10 protein-coding genes and 2 pseudogenes are annotated in these 14,257 nt (G+C 74.7%); 7 read left to right on the top strand and 5 right to left on the bottom strand.

Going from position 1 to position 14,257, the window contains the following annotated elements; all coding sequences use genetic code 11:
- Positions 1 to 31 precede the first annotated feature (31 nt).
- Positions 32 to 1,423 (bottom strand): tetratricopeptide repeat protein, encoded by a 1,392-nt coding sequence (locus L6E17_RS27210; RefSeq protein ID WP_236243326.1) that lies wholly within the window; start codon positions 1,421 to 1,423, stop codon positions 32 to 34.
- A gap of 755 nt (positions 1,424 to 2,178) precedes the next feature.
- Between L6E17_RS27210 and L6E17_RS27205 the strand changes: the two genes are divergently transcribed.
- A complete protein-coding gene (locus L6E17_RS27205; protein WP_236243325.1) occupies positions 2,179 to 3,561 on the top strand; it encodes an FAD-binding oxidoreductase in 1,383 nt (460 codons plus the stop codon).
- A 72-nt stretch (positions 3,562 to 3,633) separates the two neighbouring features.
- Here L6E17_RS27205 and L6E17_RS27200 read toward each other — a convergent pair whose 3' ends face one another.
- A complete protein-coding gene (locus tag L6E17_RS27200) occupies positions 3,634 to 4,056 on the bottom strand; it encodes an SsgA family sporulation/cell division regulator (RefSeq protein WP_236243324.1) in 423 nt (140 codons plus the stop codon).
- A gap of 228 nt (positions 4,057 to 4,284) precedes the next feature.
- Here L6E17_RS27200 and L6E17_RS27195 point away from each other — a divergent pair.
- Positions 4,285 to 5,771: pseudogene (locus L6E17_RS27195) on the top strand (RDD family protein).
- 277 nt (positions 5,772 to 6,048) lie between these two features.
- A pseudogene (locus L6E17_RS27190) lies at positions 6,049 to 6,809 on the top strand (RDD family protein).
- Here L6E17_RS27190 and L6E17_RS27185 read toward each other — a convergent pair.
- The gene (locus tag L6E17_RS27185; protein ID WP_236243323.1) at positions 6,795 to 7,142 is read right to left on the bottom strand and encodes a hypothetical protein; all 348 of its coding nucleotides are present in this window, start codon (positions 7,140 to 7,142) and stop codon (positions 6,795 to 6,797) included. The pseudogene L6E17_RS27190 and the gene L6E17_RS27185 overlap by 15 nt on opposite strands.
- Before the next feature lie 436 nt (positions 7,143 to 7,578).
- On the opposite strand from L6E17_RS27185, the gene L6E17_RS27180 reads away from it, so the two are divergent.
- Positions 7,579 to 10,020 (top strand): immune inhibitor A domain-containing protein, encoded by a 2,442-nt coding sequence (locus L6E17_RS27180; protein ID WP_236243322.1) that lies wholly within the window; start codon positions 7,579 to 7,581, stop codon positions 10,018 to 10,020.
- A gap of 121 nt (positions 10,021 to 10,141) precedes the next feature.
- Positions 10,142 to 10,441 (top strand): hypothetical protein, encoded by a 300-nt coding sequence (locus L6E17_RS27175; protein WP_236243321.1) that lies wholly within the window; start codon positions 10,142 to 10,144, stop codon positions 10,439 to 10,441.
- Between the two features lie 6 nt (positions 10,442 to 10,447).
- Here the strand turns inward: L6E17_RS27175 and L6E17_RS27170 are convergent, their stop codons facing one another.
- Both L6E17_RS27170 and L6E17_RS27165 read right to left on the bottom strand, forming a co-directional pair.
- The gene (locus tag L6E17_RS27170) at positions 10,448 to 11,035 is read right to left on the bottom strand and encodes an isochorismatase family protein (RefSeq protein ID WP_236243320.1); all 588 of its coding nucleotides are present in this window, start codon (positions 11,033 to 11,035) and stop codon (positions 10,448 to 10,450) included.
- A 478-nt stretch (positions 11,036 to 11,513) separates the two neighbouring features.
- Positions 11,514 to 12,851 carry a nicotinate phosphoribosyltransferase gene (locus L6E17_RS27165; protein WP_236243319.1) on the bottom strand — a complete coding sequence of 446 codons (1,338 nt, stop codon included), beginning with the start codon at positions 12,849 to 12,851 and terminating at the stop codon, positions 11,514 to 11,516.
- Between the two features lie 97 nt (positions 12,852 to 12,948).
- Between L6E17_RS27165 and clpS the strand changes: the two genes are divergently transcribed.
- Together clpS and L6E17_RS27155 are read left to right on the top strand one after the other, a co-directional pair.
- Entirely contained in the window at positions 12,949 to 13,263 is a 315-nt protein-coding gene (gene clpS / locus L6E17_RS27160; RefSeq protein WP_071272315.1) for an ATP-dependent Clp protease adapter ClpS, read from the top strand.
- Positions 13,263 to 13,862: a DUF2017 domain-containing protein gene (locus tag L6E17_RS27155; protein ID WP_236243318.1), complete on the top strand. Its 600-nt coding sequence runs from the start codon at positions 13,263 to 13,265 to the stop codon at positions 13,860 to 13,862. Before clpS ends, L6E17_RS27155 begins: the two co-directional genes overlap by 1 nt.
- Positions 13,863 to 14,257 lie beyond the last annotated feature (395 nt).

Here is a 14,257-nt window from a genome sequence, read left to right as displayed (position 1 = left end):
GCGGGGCCGCAGTTTGCCCGGCCGGGCGCACCTAGCGCGGCGGCGGCTCCGCCGACGGCTCGCCCAGCGCCTCCAGGGCCCGCCGTGCCATCGGGGCGTGCAGCGGCGAGAAGTGCGGGTGCGTGCGCAGCGCCTCCGCCAGGTGCCGCCGCGCCTCGCCGTCCCGTCCCAGCGCCCGCTCGATCGCGCCCCGGTGGTACGAGAAGAGCGCACTGCGCCGGCCCTGCTCCGTGGCCCGGCGGGCGTACGGCAGCGCCTCCTGCGCCTCCCCGGCCCGCAGCAGCGCCCAGCCCAGCGCGTCGGCCACGTCCGCGGAGCGGTGGCCGCGCCGCCACTCCGCCCGCAGCCAGCGCACCGCCGTCTCCGGCGAGCCGTGGTCGGCCTCGTACCGCGCCAGCGTCAGCGCGTGGTCCGCCCCCTGGGTCATCCCCTCCACGGACCGGTCGAGCAGCAGGTCGTACCGGTCCTGCGCCTCCTCCTCCCGGCCCAGGGACTGCGCCAGCTCGCCGGCCTCCAGCGCGTACGCCGGGTCCGGCCGCGCCGCCAGCGCCGCCGCCCAGTCCCGTGCGGCCTCGCCGGGCCGCCCCAGCGCCGCGAGCGCCCGCGCCCGGCCCGCCAGCGCGGGGGCGTGACGGGGACTCAGCCGCAGCGCGGCCTCGGCCTGCGCCAGCGCCTCCGCGGGCTCGCCCCGCTCCCACGCCAGGTCCCCGAGCCGCGCCAGGCACGCGGCGCGCTCCGTCGGCGTGGCGGCCTTCGCCACCGCGTCGTACGCCACCGCCGACGCGTCCTCCCGCCAGCCCTTGTCCCGGTACACCTGGGCCGTGCGGGTCATGGCGGCCGCGCCCGCGTGCAGCTTCCGCAGCCGCTCCAGCGCCCGGCCGGCCGCCGCCTGGTCGCCCAGCCCCCGGTACGCGTCCACCAGCAGCGCCTGGGCCCGCCAGTGCTTCGGGCGCAGCTTCACGGCCTTGCCGCCCCACTGCCGGGCCGCTCCGAAGTCGCCCCGAGCCTGCGCCAGCGCGCCCATGCCGAGCACCGCCTCCACGTTGCCCTGCGCCGCCGGGTACGCCTCCAGCGAGCGCCGCAGCGCCTGTTCCGCCTTCGGGTAGGCCGCCGGGTCGGCCGCCCTCCTCCCGCTCTCCGCGTACGCCGCGCCCAGCACCGCCCAGGACGCCTCGTCGCCCGGGTGGTCCCGCACCCACGCCTCCCGGTCCTTGATGAGCGCGGCCAGCTCCGCGGGCGCCGCCTGCGCCCCCGCGGTCACCGCCGTGGCCGCGCGCGCCGCGGCCCCGGGCGCCGCCGGGTGCCCGGCGGGGACGCCGGTGCTCCCGGCGCCGAACAGGCCGGCGCCGCCCTCCGGCAGGAACACCACCGCCGCGCCCGCGAGCACCGCGCCCGCCCCGGCGACGAGCACCACCTGGGACATCCGCCCGACCCGGCGGCCCTGCCGGGCCCCGCGGCCCCTCCCGAACCCGCGGTGCGGCGCGGGGCGTTCGGCCGGCGGGTATGGCTCGGGGGCCGGGGACCGCCCGCGCGACCCGGCGGGCTCCTGCGACCCGGCGGGCTCCTGCGGCCCGGCGGGCTCCTGCGGCCCGGCGGGCTCCTGCGGCCCGGCGGGCTCCTGCGGCCCGGCGGGCTCCTGCGGCCGGACGGCCTCCTGCGGCCCGGCGGGCGCGTGCCCCCGGACGGCCTCCTGCGGCCCGCCGGGCGGGTGCGGGGCGTCCGCCGTGTGGGGGCGCCTGGAACGCGCGGGGCGTGAGGTGAGGGGGCGCGCCGGGCTCCTGCGGCTCGTCGGGGGTGTCCGTCCCGGCCGTGGCCGCCCGCCCGCCCGCCGCCGGGTCTCGGCCTCCGTCTGCCGCTGCCTGTCCGCCTCCGTCCGCTGCTGCGTCTCCGCCCCCGCCCGCAGCGGTGCGGGCCGTCCGTTGCCCGGCTGCCGCCGCCGCCCGGTCAGCCGTGCCTTCCCCCACTCCCGTACCTGCGGTCGGCGCCGACCCGTCCGGCCCCACCGGGCCAGGCCGCCCACCCGCGGGCTCGTCCGCTCCGTGCCGCCCGTCGCTGCCGTGCTGCTCGCCCTTCGTGCTCATGCGGCTCACTGTGCGGGCGTCCCGCCGGGCGCCCGGACAGGCCGCGGCCCCTACACGCCCGGTTCACACCGATGGCCCCGGGTGCCACGCTGGCGCCATGGACGATCTCCAGGCCACGCACCTCGTCGACCGGCTCCGCGCCGGCCTGCCGCCCGAGGCCCTGCTCACCGACCCGGACGTCACCGCCTCCTACGCACGCGACATGGCGGGGTTCTGCGCCGCGGGCGCTCCCGCCGTCGTCGTGCTGCCGCGCACGGTGGAGCAGGTCCGGCACGTGATGCGCACCGCCACCGCGCTGCGCGTACCCGTCGTCCCGCAGGGCGCCCGCACCGGCCTGTCCGGTGCCGCCAACGCCACCGACGGGTGCATCGTGCTCTCCCTCACCAGGATGGACCGCATCCTGGAGGTCAACCCCGTCGACCGCGTCGCCGTCGTGGAACCGGGCGTCGTCAACGCCGCGCTGTCCCGGGCCGTCGCCGCCCACGGCCTGCACTACCCGCCCGACCCGTCCAGCTGGGAGACCTGCACCATCGGCGGCAACATCGGCACCGCCTCCGGCGGGCTGTGCTGCGTCAAGTACGGCGTCACCGCCGAGTACGTGCTCGGCCTCGACGTCGTCCTCGCCGACGGCCGCCTCCTCTCCACCGGCCGCCGCACCGCCAAGGGCGTCGCCGGCTACGACCTGACCCGGCTGTTCGTCGGCTCCGAGGGCAGCCTCGGCGTCGTCGTACGGGCCGTGCTCGCGCTGCGGCCGAAACCGCCCGCCCAGCTCGCGCTGGCCGCCGAGTTCGCCTCCACGGCCGAGGCGTGCGCCGCCGTCTGCGCCATCATGGAGCGCGGCCACACCCCCTCGCTGCTCGAACTCATGGACCGCACCACCCTCCAGGCGGTCAACCGCCTCGGCAACATGGGCCTGCCCGACACCACGGCCGCCCTGCTCCTCGCCGCCTTCGACACTCCCGAGCCCGCCGCCGACCTGGCCGCCGTCGCCGAGCTGTGCACCGGCGCGGGAGCCACCCAGGTCGTCCCCGCCGAGGACGCCGCCGAGTCCGAACTGCTCCTGCAGGCACGCCGCATGTCGCTGCCCGCACTGGAGACCGTGTCGAGCGCCACGATGATCGACGACGTGTGCGTCCCGCGCTCCCGGCTCGCCGAGATGCTCGACGGCACCGCCGCCATCGCCGCCGAGTACGGCCTCACCATCGGGGTGTGCGCCCACGCGGGCGACGGCAACACCCACCCCGTCGTCTGCTTCGACCAGCACGACCCTGACGAGACCCGCCGCGCCCGCGCCTCCTTCGACGCCGTCATGGCCCTCGGCCTGGAACTCGGCGGCACCATCACCGGCGAACACGGCGTGGGCCTGCTCAAGAAGGACTGGCTCGCCCGCGAACTGGGCCCCGTCGCCCTCGAACTCCACCAGGCGGTCAAGCACGCCTTCGACCCGCTCGGCATCCTGAACCCCGGCAAGCTGTTCTGACGTCCGACGGCCGGGCTCGGCACCCGCGGGGCCAGGCTCCGGCCCCCAGGGCAACGCCCCGCCCCACAGGGGTCACGCCCCCGCCGACAGCAGCGCCGCCAGCGCGTCGTCCAGGCCCAGCCGCTCCGCCTCCGTGCCGGGCGGCACGACCCGCAGGGTGCGTTCCAGCCAGGCCGACACCTGGGACGACGGGGCCTCCAGCAGGGCGTCGCCGTCCGGGGAGGACAACGCCATCAGCACCACGCTGCGCCCCTCCGACTTCGTCGGCCAGATCCGCACGTCCCCGTGCCCGCAGGCCCGGAACACCCCTTCGACCAGCAGCTCCCGGGCGAACGTCCAGTGCACGGGGTGGTCCGAGCCGACGTGGAAGACGATGTGGACCGCGTACGGGTCCGCCGTGCGGTAGGTCAGCCGGGCCGGTACCGGAACGCTGTGCTCCGGGGACAGGACCAGCCGCAGCTCCAGCTCACGCTCCACCACGATCGTCTCGTACATCGCGTCTCTCCCTGTCTCGGTGCCGTGCGGCCGGCGGTCGGCCGCACAGGGGAGAGGGGCTTCGCTCCTTTTCATTACGCGACTTTCACCGGGAAATTTCTGTTACTTTGCGTGACAGAGAGGTGACCGGACAAGCCCCGCCCGCTCCGCGGCGACCCGCGGGTGTCCGGCCGTCTGATAGATGTGGTGCCTCAAGCGAGGCCATCGAGGAGATACGGGACCACGGTGATGAGCGCCCCAACCCCGGCAACCGGCGACGGCAACCCAGCGGCTGGGTACTACCCAGACCCTTCCATCCCCGGATACATCCGGTACTGGAACGGCGGCGCCTGGGTGCCCGGAACGAGCCGTCCGGCCCCCAAGGACGGCGAGGCCATGCCGGCGGCGCCCGCTTCGGCGTTCCCGGCCGCCCCCGCCCGGCAGCCGCCGCGCCCGCCCCGGCGTTCCCGGCCGCCCCGACCCCGGGGCCCGCCCCGGCCGTCGAGGAGACGGGGCCGATGTTCCTGGACGACGATCCGAGCTTCTCCTCCGAGCCCGGCCCCGAACCGGAACCGGAACCGGAACCGGAACGGTCCGCCGGTGTCGAGCCCGCGTCCGCGTGGCAGGCCGACCCGGCCCGCCAGCGGGGGTACGGCGACGAGCGCGACCGCCAGGTGTCCTGGGGCGCCACCCCCGACCCGAGGTCCGCCGCCGCGCCCGCCGACCCGACGGGCGGCGCGCTCCCCGGCGTACGGCACACCGCGGCCCGGCCGGAAGCGGAAGCGGAACCGCAGCGGCAGCCTCGTGCGCAGGCCGCCGCTGACGGCACCATGACGATCCGGGCCCGCTCCCAGGCCGCCCAGGGCACCCGGGACCCGCACCTCCCCGCGCAGTCCGGGCCCGCGCAGTCCGGGCCCGCGCAGTCCGGGCCCGTGCGGCACGGCCAGGCCGCGTCCGGACCCGCGCAGCCACCCGCCGCCCCCGCAGCCCCGGCCACCCCGTCCGTCCCGTCCCAGGCCGCTGCCCCGGTGACCGCCGGCCCCGGCGGCGGCGCGGCTTCCTGGGCGCAGCAGGTGCACCAACTGGCGCAGCAGCCCCAGGCGCCCGCCGCGTCCGGCGTGCCCGCCGCCGGCGCCGCCCCGGCCGTGGCCGGCCCCGGCTTCGCGGGCGAGGCGGCGGCCGCGCAGCCGGTGGCGCCGTGGAAGCCGCCCGTCGACGACCCCTTCATCCGGGCCGCCCGCGAGCGGGCCGCCGCCAAGCCCGCGGCCCCGGCCGGCGGCTCGCCGCCCGCCTCGTCGACACGGTGGTCTTCGGCGCCCTCGCCGCGCGCCGCCGGCGCTCCCTTCGTGCTCAGCGGCGTCCGGCACGTGGCCGACAAGCTCGACCGGGCCAAGCAGTCCGGCGAGACCGTCACCGTGTGGCTGGTGGACGGCACGAACGCCGTCCAGTTCGGCATCGCGCTCGCCCTGGTGCTGGTGCTCGGCGTCCTGTACGAGGCCCTGCCGACCGCCAGGTGGGGCCGCACCCTCGGCAAGAAGCTGTGCGGCCTCCAGGTCCGGGACATCGAGTCGCACGACGCCCCCGGATTCGGTGCGGCCCTGCGCCGCTGGCTGGTGTACGGGGTGCTGGGGCTCCTCGCGGTCGGCGTCCTCAACGTCCTGTGGTGCCTGGTCGACCGGCCCTGGCGCCAGTGCTGGCACGACAAGGCGGCCCGCACGTTCGTGGCGAGGGGCTGAGAGGCCCGCGCGGACCGGACGCGCACGCGCGGGGCGCGCACCAGCCGGCCCCGCCGCGAAGGGCCGTGAGCGGAGCCCCGCGTACCGGGCGCCGCGCCCTCGGCCCGCCCGGAGTGCCGCGTACCGGGCGCCGCGCACGCAGGTCCCGCCCGCAGGCCCGCCCGTGCCGAGGGCGGGGCGCCGGCTCCCCGCGCCCGCGGCCGCGCGGGGAGGCCCGCTTCCCCCGAACGGCACGTGAACGGATGCGGGCGTCGGCGGCGCACGATGCACTGCCCCCATGAGCAACGAACCGCCGAGGCCCGATCAGAACCCCGACGACGACCCGCTCCGCAAGCCGCCGCCCGAGTCACCGGGCGGCGGCGGCACACCCCGCCCCCGCCCCCGCCGCCGGGCGGGGAGGGCCCCTACGGCCCGCCGCCGGGCGGCCCGTACGGCGGTGGCACGGGAGGCGCGGGCCCCTACGGCGGCGGCCCGTACGACGGTGGCTCCGGTGGCGGACCGTACGGCGGCCCTCCGGGGGGCGGCCCGTACGGGTACGGCGGCAGCGACCCGCTCGCCGGGATGCCGCCGCTCGGCGACACGGGCAAGCGGGTCCTGGCCCGCTTCCTCGACTGGCTGCTGATCTTCGTCCCGCTCGCCGTGCTCGGGATCCCGTTCGGGGTGTACGCCCGGGTGGGCGACGACAACGCCGACCTCAGCGACGTGTGGGCGGCGAACAACGACGGCGGTCAGTGGGCGTTCCAGCTCATCTCCATCGCGGCGTACGTGGGCTACGACACCTACATGACGGCGAAGCAGAACGGCCAGACGGTCGGCAAGCGGCTGATGGGCATGCGGGTGGCGATGCTGAACGACGGCAGCGTCCCCCCGGTGAGCGCCGCGCTGATCCGCGCCCTGGTGCTGTGGTTGCCGGCGCTGATCTGCTGCGCCTGCCTGTGGCCGCTGCTGCTGCTCATCATGATCATCTTCGACAAGCCCTACAAGCAGGGCCTGCACGACAAGGCCGCGAAGACCGTGGTGGTGTCAGCGGCGCGGTGACGGCCCGCCCAGCGGCGCCGGGTCGCGGCGGCGGACCGGCGCGGGGCGGTGGGCGGCCGCCTCGGCGGGCCCGGGGCGGCCGCGCCCGGGACGGCCGGCAGCCGGGCCGGTGCCGGCGGGCTCAGGACCTGCGGGTGCCGGCCCGGTGCCCGCCGTCCGCGCCCGGCGTGCCTGGACCGCCAGCGCGACCAGGACGCCGAGCAGCAGGGCGGCCGTTCCGATGAGCGCGACACCCGGGCCGGGCGCGGGCCGCAGGAGGAGGATCAGGGCGACGGTCGTGCTGACGACGGTGGCCGAACCGTAGGCGAGAGGTGCGGCGGTCGGACGCGACATGGCGGATTTCCGTCCTCGGGTGGTGGAGTCTCGCAACGCGGTCGCACTGGTGGGCGACTCTACGCCGCTCGATGCCCCCGAGGAACGGGCGGTAAGCGTGACCTGACCCACCGTACGGACGCACGGGGGCGCATTCCGGGGCGCGGAAGCGTCGTGCCGGGACGGGCGGAAGGCGTGCGGGGTTCCGTCCGCCCACCCTCGCGGCACCCTTCCCCGAACCCTTGCCGGCCCCTCGTGCGCCCCTCGTGCGCCCCCGACTCCCCTGTCCGGTATGCGGATTGGCGTGTCCACATAGGGTAGTTGGCCTGTCCAAGTCAAGACTATCTTTTCTGGCGCGCGTCCGGTCGAATGTCGTCACTTGTGGCGCGCGACCGCACGCGGATTATCACGTGACCCCCCATCCGCGGCTGCGGTGCGCAGGGGAGGAAACAAACAAGTGACCAACACACGAAGGGCGTTCCGCGCCTCCGCGGTGCTCGTGGCCATGGCCGCGACCGCCGCCACCGCCGGAGCCTTCACCACGGCCCAGGCCGACAACCGCCCGGACACGGGCATCGAGCGGCACGATCCGGCACCGGGCGCGGTCGAGGAGGGCCACGCGCACGGCAAGGCCGGCCACGTCGACCACGACCTCAAGGGCCCGTTCAGCGAGCAGCAGGCCAAGGCCCGCCAGGCCGCCCTGGAGCAGGTGCTGTCCGGCGAGTCCGCGGTGCAGCGCCGCGGCGGCTCCCAGGTCGTCAAGCTCGACAGCAAGAAGTACGTCGAGCTGGCGCGGGAGAAGACCGACCGCATCTTCACCATCCTGGTCGAGTTCGGCGACAAGGTCGACAACGAGACCCTGGTCGACCGCAAGGACGACGACACCGACGAGCCGAAGCCGAAGTACGGCGGCACGCCCGGCCCGCTGCACAACCAGATAGCGAAGCCGGACCGCTCGAAGGACAACTCCACGGCCTGGCAGGAGGACTACAGCCGGGAGCACTTCCAGGACCTGTACTTCGGCGAGGGCAAGGACGCCCAGGGGCGCCAGAAGCACTCGCTCAAGACGTACTACGAGCGCCAGTCCTCCGGCCGCTACTCCGTCGAGGGCACCGTCACCGACTGGGTCAAGGTCGACTACAACGAGGCCCGTTACGGCTCCAACTACTGCGGCCAGTCCAACTGCGCCAACGTGTGGGACCTCGTCCGCGACGGTGTGAACGCCTGGGCCGAGCAGCAGAAGGCCGAGGGCAAGTCCACCGAGGAGATCAAGGCGGCCCTGTCCCAGTACGACAAGTGGGACCGCTACGACTTCGACGGCGACGGCGACTTCAACGAGCCCGACGGCTACATCGACCACTTCCAGATCGTCCACGCGGGCGAGGACGAGTCGGCCGGCGGCGGCGCCCAGGGCGGCGACGCCGTGTGGGCGCACCGCTGGTACGCGTACGGCACCAGCGTCGGCAAGACGGGCCCCGAGCACAACAAGGCGGGCGGCGCCCAGATCGGCGACACCGGCATCTGGGTCGGCGACTACACCGTCCAGCCGGAGAACGGCGGCCTCGGCGTCTTCGCCCACGAGTACGGCCACGACCTCGGCCTGCCGGACCTGTACGACACCTCCGGCGCCCCGGGCGCGGAGAACTCCACGGGCTTCTGGTCCCTGATGTCCTCGGGCTCCTGGCTGGGCACCGGCAAGGACACCATCGGGGACATGCCGGGCGACATGACCGCCTGGGACAAGCTGCAGCTGGGCTGGCTCAACTACGAGAAGGCCAAGGCCGGCACCAAGTCGAAGCACAAGCTGGGTGTCGCGGAGTACAACACCAAGAACCCGCAGGCGCTGGTCGTCGAGCTGCCCAAGAAGCGCGTCACCACCCCGATCGTCAAGCCGGCCCAGGGCTCCATGCAGTGGTGGAGCAACATGGGTGACGACCTGAAGAACACCCTCACCCGCTCCGTCGACCTGACGGGCAAGGCGTCGGCCGAGCTGTCGCTCGACGGCTGGTGGGAGATCGAGGCGGACTACGACTACCTGTACGCCGAGGTCTCCGCGGACGGCGGCGCGACCTGGAACGCCCTCGACGGCACCGCCGACGGCGCCGCCATCACCAAGGACGCGAGCGGCGCCCCGGCGCTGACCGGCCACTCGGAGGGCCACAAGAAGCTGGTCTACGGCCTCGACGCCTACGCCGGCAAGAAGGTCGACCTCCGCTTCCGCTACCTGACCGACGGCGGCGTGGCGGAGAAGGGCTTCGCGGCCGACAACATCAAGATCACCGCGGACGGCGCCGAGCTCTTCGCCGACGACGCCGAGTCCGAGGCCGCCGGCTGGACCGCCAACGGCTTCTCCCGCATCGGCGAGGCGATCTCCGACGAGTACGCCCAGTACTACATCGCGGAGAACCGCCAGTACGTCTCGTACGACGCGACCCTCAAGGTCGGCCCGTACAACTTCGGCTTCATCGGCTCGAAGGACGACTGGGTGGAGCACTACCCGTACCAGACCGGTCTGCTGATCTGGAAGTGGGACACCTCCCAGAACGACAACAACACGGCCGTCCACCCCGGTGAGGGCCTGATCCTCCCGATCGACGCCAACCCCGAGCCGCTGAAGTGGAAGGACGGCACCCTGATGCGCAACCGCATCCAGGCGTACGACTCCACCTTCAGCCACTTCCGCTACCAGGGCCTCACCCTCCACAAGGAGGGCGTGAAGCAGCGCGTCCGCAACCACGCGGGCGTCCCGGTCTTCGACGACCGCAAGGGCGTCTACTGGACCGAGGAGAACCCGCGGGCCAGCGTCAAGGTAACTGACACCAACACCCGGATCGCGATCGTCAAGCAGCCGCGCAGCGGCCAGACGATCACCGTCCAGGTGGGCCCGTCCACCAAGTAGACCGCATCACCGCAGGTCAACGCATGATCGGCCGTCGCCCTCTAGCGGGCGGCGGCCGATCGTGTTTAGGTGCACCTGACCGACTCTTATTGACACGCATCTCAACGGGGGAGGCATCACCGTGCCTGATGGTGGTTTCTGCAAGCTGCCTGGAGGCAGCGTGGTGGTGGCCCTGAGCCTGCCCAGCCCGGCGGCCGAGGGCGTCACCGTACGGATACTCGTCCACGCCGCGAACCGCTCGCGCGCCCTGACCCGGCTGCGCAACCTCGGGCTGCGGGCCTACCTGCGGGGCAACACCCACCCGCCGACGCCGGACGAGGTCACCGCGGTGCTCCACCACCCGGAGGGGCTGCTGTGGCGCACCACGCCGAGCCGGGCCCTGGAGCTGTGGCACCCGATAGGGGCTCTGCTCCGGCCCTGAGCGGCCTCACACCACCGGCTTGCCGCTGAGCTCCACCCCGGCGGCCCGCAGCTCCTCCAGGGCCTTGTGCGTGGTCTCCTCGGCGACCCCCGCCGTCAGGTCCAGCAGCACCTGCGTGCGGAACCCCTCGGCGGCGGCGTCCAGGGCGGTCGCGCGGACGCAGTGGTCCGTGGCGATGCCGACCACGTCGACCTCCTCCACGCCGTGGGCCCGCAGCCACTCGGCCAGCGGCACCCCGTTCTCGTCGGTGCCCTCGAAGCCGCTGTACGCGGCGGCGTAGGCGCCCTTGTCGAAGACGGCGTCCACGGCGCCGGAGGCGATGGCGGGCGCGAAGTTCGGGTGGAAGCCGACGCCCTCCGTGCCGGCCACGCAGTGCGGGGGCCAGCTGCGGACGAAGTCCGGCCGGTCGGCGAAGTGGTCGCCCGGGTCGACGTGGTGGTCGCGGGTGGCGACGACGTGCTGGTACACGGCTCCGGCGGTCTCGCCGACGAGGTCCGTGATGGCGGCGGCGACGTCCGCGCCCCCCGCCACCGCGAGGCTGCCGCCCTCGCAGAAGTCGTTCTGAACGTCGACGACGATCAATGCGCGGTGCATGGCGGTTGTCCTTCGGTGGGGGAGCGGTGGATGGCTTGTCGGACGTACGGGGGATTGGTTTCGAGCGTAGAGACTTCCCCTCCCCGGCGGGAGTGCACCCCGCAGGAGACCGGCGCGGACCGGCGGCCCCGGTCAGCGCGCGGGCCCCGCCCGCACGCCCTCGGCCCGCCCCGGCCGGCTGCCCGCCGGCGGTGGCGGACTGCCGGACGGCGGTGGCGGCCTGCCGGACGGCCCGCCCGGGTCGACCGCCAGGCGCCTCCCCGTCCGGGGCCCGCCGGCGGCCCGGCGGAGCGCCGGGCCGGCCTGCCGGGTGCCTGCCGCCGTTGCCTGGCAGGCCCGCGCGGTGCGTCCCGCCGCTGCCGGGCCCGCGGGCGCCTGCCCGGTGCGGCGCGCACGCGGTCGCCGCGGGGCGGCCTCGCCCCGGGCCTCGCGGCGCCGTATGCGACCGCGGGGCCCGGCCGGGGTGATGCGGCGCCCGTCAGGAGACGAGCTCCGTGGGCAGGACCGGCTCACCGCGGGACAGCTGCACGGCCGACAGCGGCAGGGACGCGCGGGCCGCCACGTGCCGGTCGCGGGCCGCCGCCAGCGGCTCGCGCGCGACCACCTCGCCCGCCTTGACGAGCCGCACCTGCACCTGCCGGTCCGCCAGGTGCGGCGGCACCTGACCCGTCCCGACGACCTCCGCCTCGGCGACGCCGTCGGCGTCCACCCGCCGCGCCGCCCACTTGCGGCCGCCCGTCGACGCCTTGCCGCCGAGGGACTTCTTCGCCACCGGGCGCAGCGGCGCGGCCGGGTCCGCCGACTCCGCGCGGGCGACCAGCTTGTACACCATGGAGCAGGTGGGGTGGCCGCTGCCGGTCACCAGCTGCGTGCCCACCCCGTACGCGTCCACCGGCGCGGCCGCGAGCGACGCGATGGCGTACTCGTCCAGGTCGGAGGTGACCACGATCCGGGTGTCCCGCGCGCCGAGCGCGTCGAGCTGCTGCCGTACCCGGTGCGCGACCAGCAGCAGGTCGCCGGAGTCGATCCGCACCGCGCCGAGGCCCGGCCCGGCCACCTCGACGGCCGTCCGCACCGCCTCCGCCACGTCGTAGGTGTCGACGAGCAGCGTCGTGCCCCGGCCCAGTGCGTCGACCTGCACCCGGAAGGCGTCCCGCTCGGTGTCGTGCAGCAGGATGAAGGCGTGCGCGGAGGTGCCCACGGTGGGGATGCCGTAGCGGAACCCGGCCGCCAGGTCCGACGTGGAGTCGAAGCCCCCCACGTACGCGGCCCGCGCCGCCGCCACCGCGGCCAGCTCGTGGGTGCGCCGCGCGCCCATCTCGATCAGCCCGCGGCCGCCCGCGGCGGCGGCCATCCGGGAGGCGGCGGCCGCGATGGCCGAGTCGTGGTTGAGGATGGAGAGGATCACGGTCTCCAGCAGCACGCACTCCGCGAACGACCCCTCCACGCGCAGGACCGGGGAGCCGGGGAAGTACACCTCTCCCTCGGGGTAGCCCCAGACGTCCCCGCCGAAGCGGTAGTCGGCCAGCCAGGCGAGCGTCGCCTCGTCCACGACGTCCCGCTCCCGGAGGAAGTCCAGGACGTCCGGGTCGAAGCGGAAGTTCTCGATCGCGTCCAGGACGCGCCCGGTGCCGGCCACCACGCCGTAGCGGCGCCCCTCGGGCAGGCGGCGGGTGAAGACCTCGAAGACGGAGCGCCGGTCGGCGGTGCCGCCCCGCAGGGCGGACTGGAGCATGGTCAGCTCGTACTGGTCGGTGAAGAGGGCGGTGGAGGGAACCTCCACCGGCAGCCCGAGCCCAAGGTCCGCAGCGTTCATGGCGGGATCGTACCCCGAATACTCGTCAGAGTGACGATTTCTCGGCGCACCCGCTCTGAGGAGCCCGTTTGTGCGGCCCCCCACTCTGGGTGGCAGCATGGGCGGAGTGAGTGTTGCTCCCCTTGAGACCGAACGCACCGCACCGGCGGAAGAGAGCTTCGCCGTCGCCGAACCCGACGTGCCGTGGGTGACGATCGTCCATAACGACCCGGTCAACCTCATGAGCTACGTGACCTACGTCTTCCAGACGTACTTCGGCTACTCCAAGGACAAGGCGCACAAGCTGATGCTCGACGTGCACCACAAGGGCCGGGCCGTGGTCTCCAGCGGCACCCGCGAGGAGATGGAGCGCGACGTGCAGGCGATGCACGGCTACGGGCTCTGGGCGACGCTCTCCCAGGACCGCGGCTGATGAGCGGCAACTTCGAGGCGCTGCCCGGCGGCGGCGCGGCCGTGTCCCTGGACGAGGTCGAGGTGTCCATCCTCCGTTCGCTCGCCGTGCAGATGCTGGAGCTGATCGGCCCGGGCGACGAACCGGCCGAGGGCGAGGACCCGCTCGCCGCGCTGTTCCAGGACGGCCCGAGCGAGCCGCCGTCCGACCCGGCGCTGGCGCGGCTCTTCCCTGACGCGTACGGGAAGCCCGGCGCGGAGGCGGCCGACGAGGACCCGGAGCTGCGGGCCGCGTCCGCCGAGTTCCGCCGCTTCACGGAGAACGACCTGCGGGCCCGCAAGCGCGAGGACGCGCTCGCGGTCGTGCGCAGCCTGGACGGGCTGGTGCACGACGGCCGGGCGGGCGGCCGGCTGGAGCTCACGGCCGAGGAGTCCCGGCACTGGCTCGGCGCGCTCAACGACCTCCGGCTCACCATCGGCACCCGCCTCGACGTCACGGACGAGGACGAGGGCAGCGGTCTGTACCGGCTGCCGGACGGCGATCCCCGTAAACCGATGGTGATGGCGTACCTCTGGCTTGGCATCCTTCAGGAAACGCTCATCGATACACTGATTTCGTAGACGATCTCTCGCCGGGGCCTGTATTTCCTCGGTCTGGCGCACCCTTTTCCATGCGTAAGGGGAACGTAAGAGGCGCAGGTCAGGACCGTCGCCTACCGGCCGTTGCGGCCGCGCCCCGCGTCCGCTGGCCGGACGACGGATTCCGCATAACGATCGCATCACCGCTCCTGCGCTTCTCCGGCTACTGGCCGGTTTCAAGCGGCGGGTTGTGACCTGGGTCACTCAACGATCAGTGAAACACGTGGTAAAACTTCGCAACTCCACAGCGGCCCAACCCTGCCGCACCGTGGAGCGGCCGGCCCCTACCGGCCACCGCACGACCTGTGTGATCCACGTCGTCCGAGTCCGCGGGCGGCGAGGACCGCACGTCGCCGGAACGGACAACGGCGTTCGCT

The organism is Streptomyces sp. CC228A, from assembly GCF_021390935.1.
Taxonomy (GTDB): Bacteria; Actinomycetota; Actinomycetes; order Streptomycetales; family Streptomycetaceae; genus Streptomyces.
Note: the sequence above shows the minus strand (reverse complement) of the source record. Positions and strands in the feature narration are given on the sequence as shown.

Bases quoted from the DNA above. Each gene is read 5' to 3' on its own strand.
- L6E17_RS27210 (WP_236243326.1), bottom strand. From the start codon at position 1,423: ATGTCCCAGGTGGTGCTCGTCGCCGGGGCGGGCGCGGTGCTCGCGGGC.
- L6E17_RS27205 (WP_236243325.1), top strand. From the start codon at position 2,179: ATGGACGATCTCCAGGCCACGCACCTCGTCGACCGGCTCCGCGCCGGC.
- L6E17_RS27200 (WP_236243324.1), bottom strand. From the start codon at position 4,056: ATGTACGAGACGATCGTGGTGGAGCGTGAGCTGGAGCTGCGGCTGGTC.
- L6E17_RS27185 (WP_236243323.1), bottom strand. From the start codon at position 7,142: ATGTCGCGTCCGACCGCCGCACCTCTCGCCTACGGTTCGGCCACCGTC.
- L6E17_RS27170 (WP_236243320.1), bottom strand. From the start codon at position 11,035: ATGCACCGCGCATTGATCGTCGTCGACGTTCAGAACGACTTCTGCGAG.
- L6E17_RS27165 (WP_236243319.1), bottom strand. From the start codon at position 12,851: ATGAACGCTGCGGACCTTGGGCTCGGGCTGCCGGTGGAGGTTCCCTCC.
- clpS (WP_071272315.1), top strand. From the start codon at position 12,949: ATGGGCGGAGTGAGTGTTGCTCCCCTTGAGACCGAACGCACCGCACCG.
- L6E17_RS27155 (WP_236243318.1), top strand. From the start codon at position 13,263: ATGAGCGGCAACTTCGAGGCGCTGCCCGGCGGCGGCGCGGCCGTGTCC.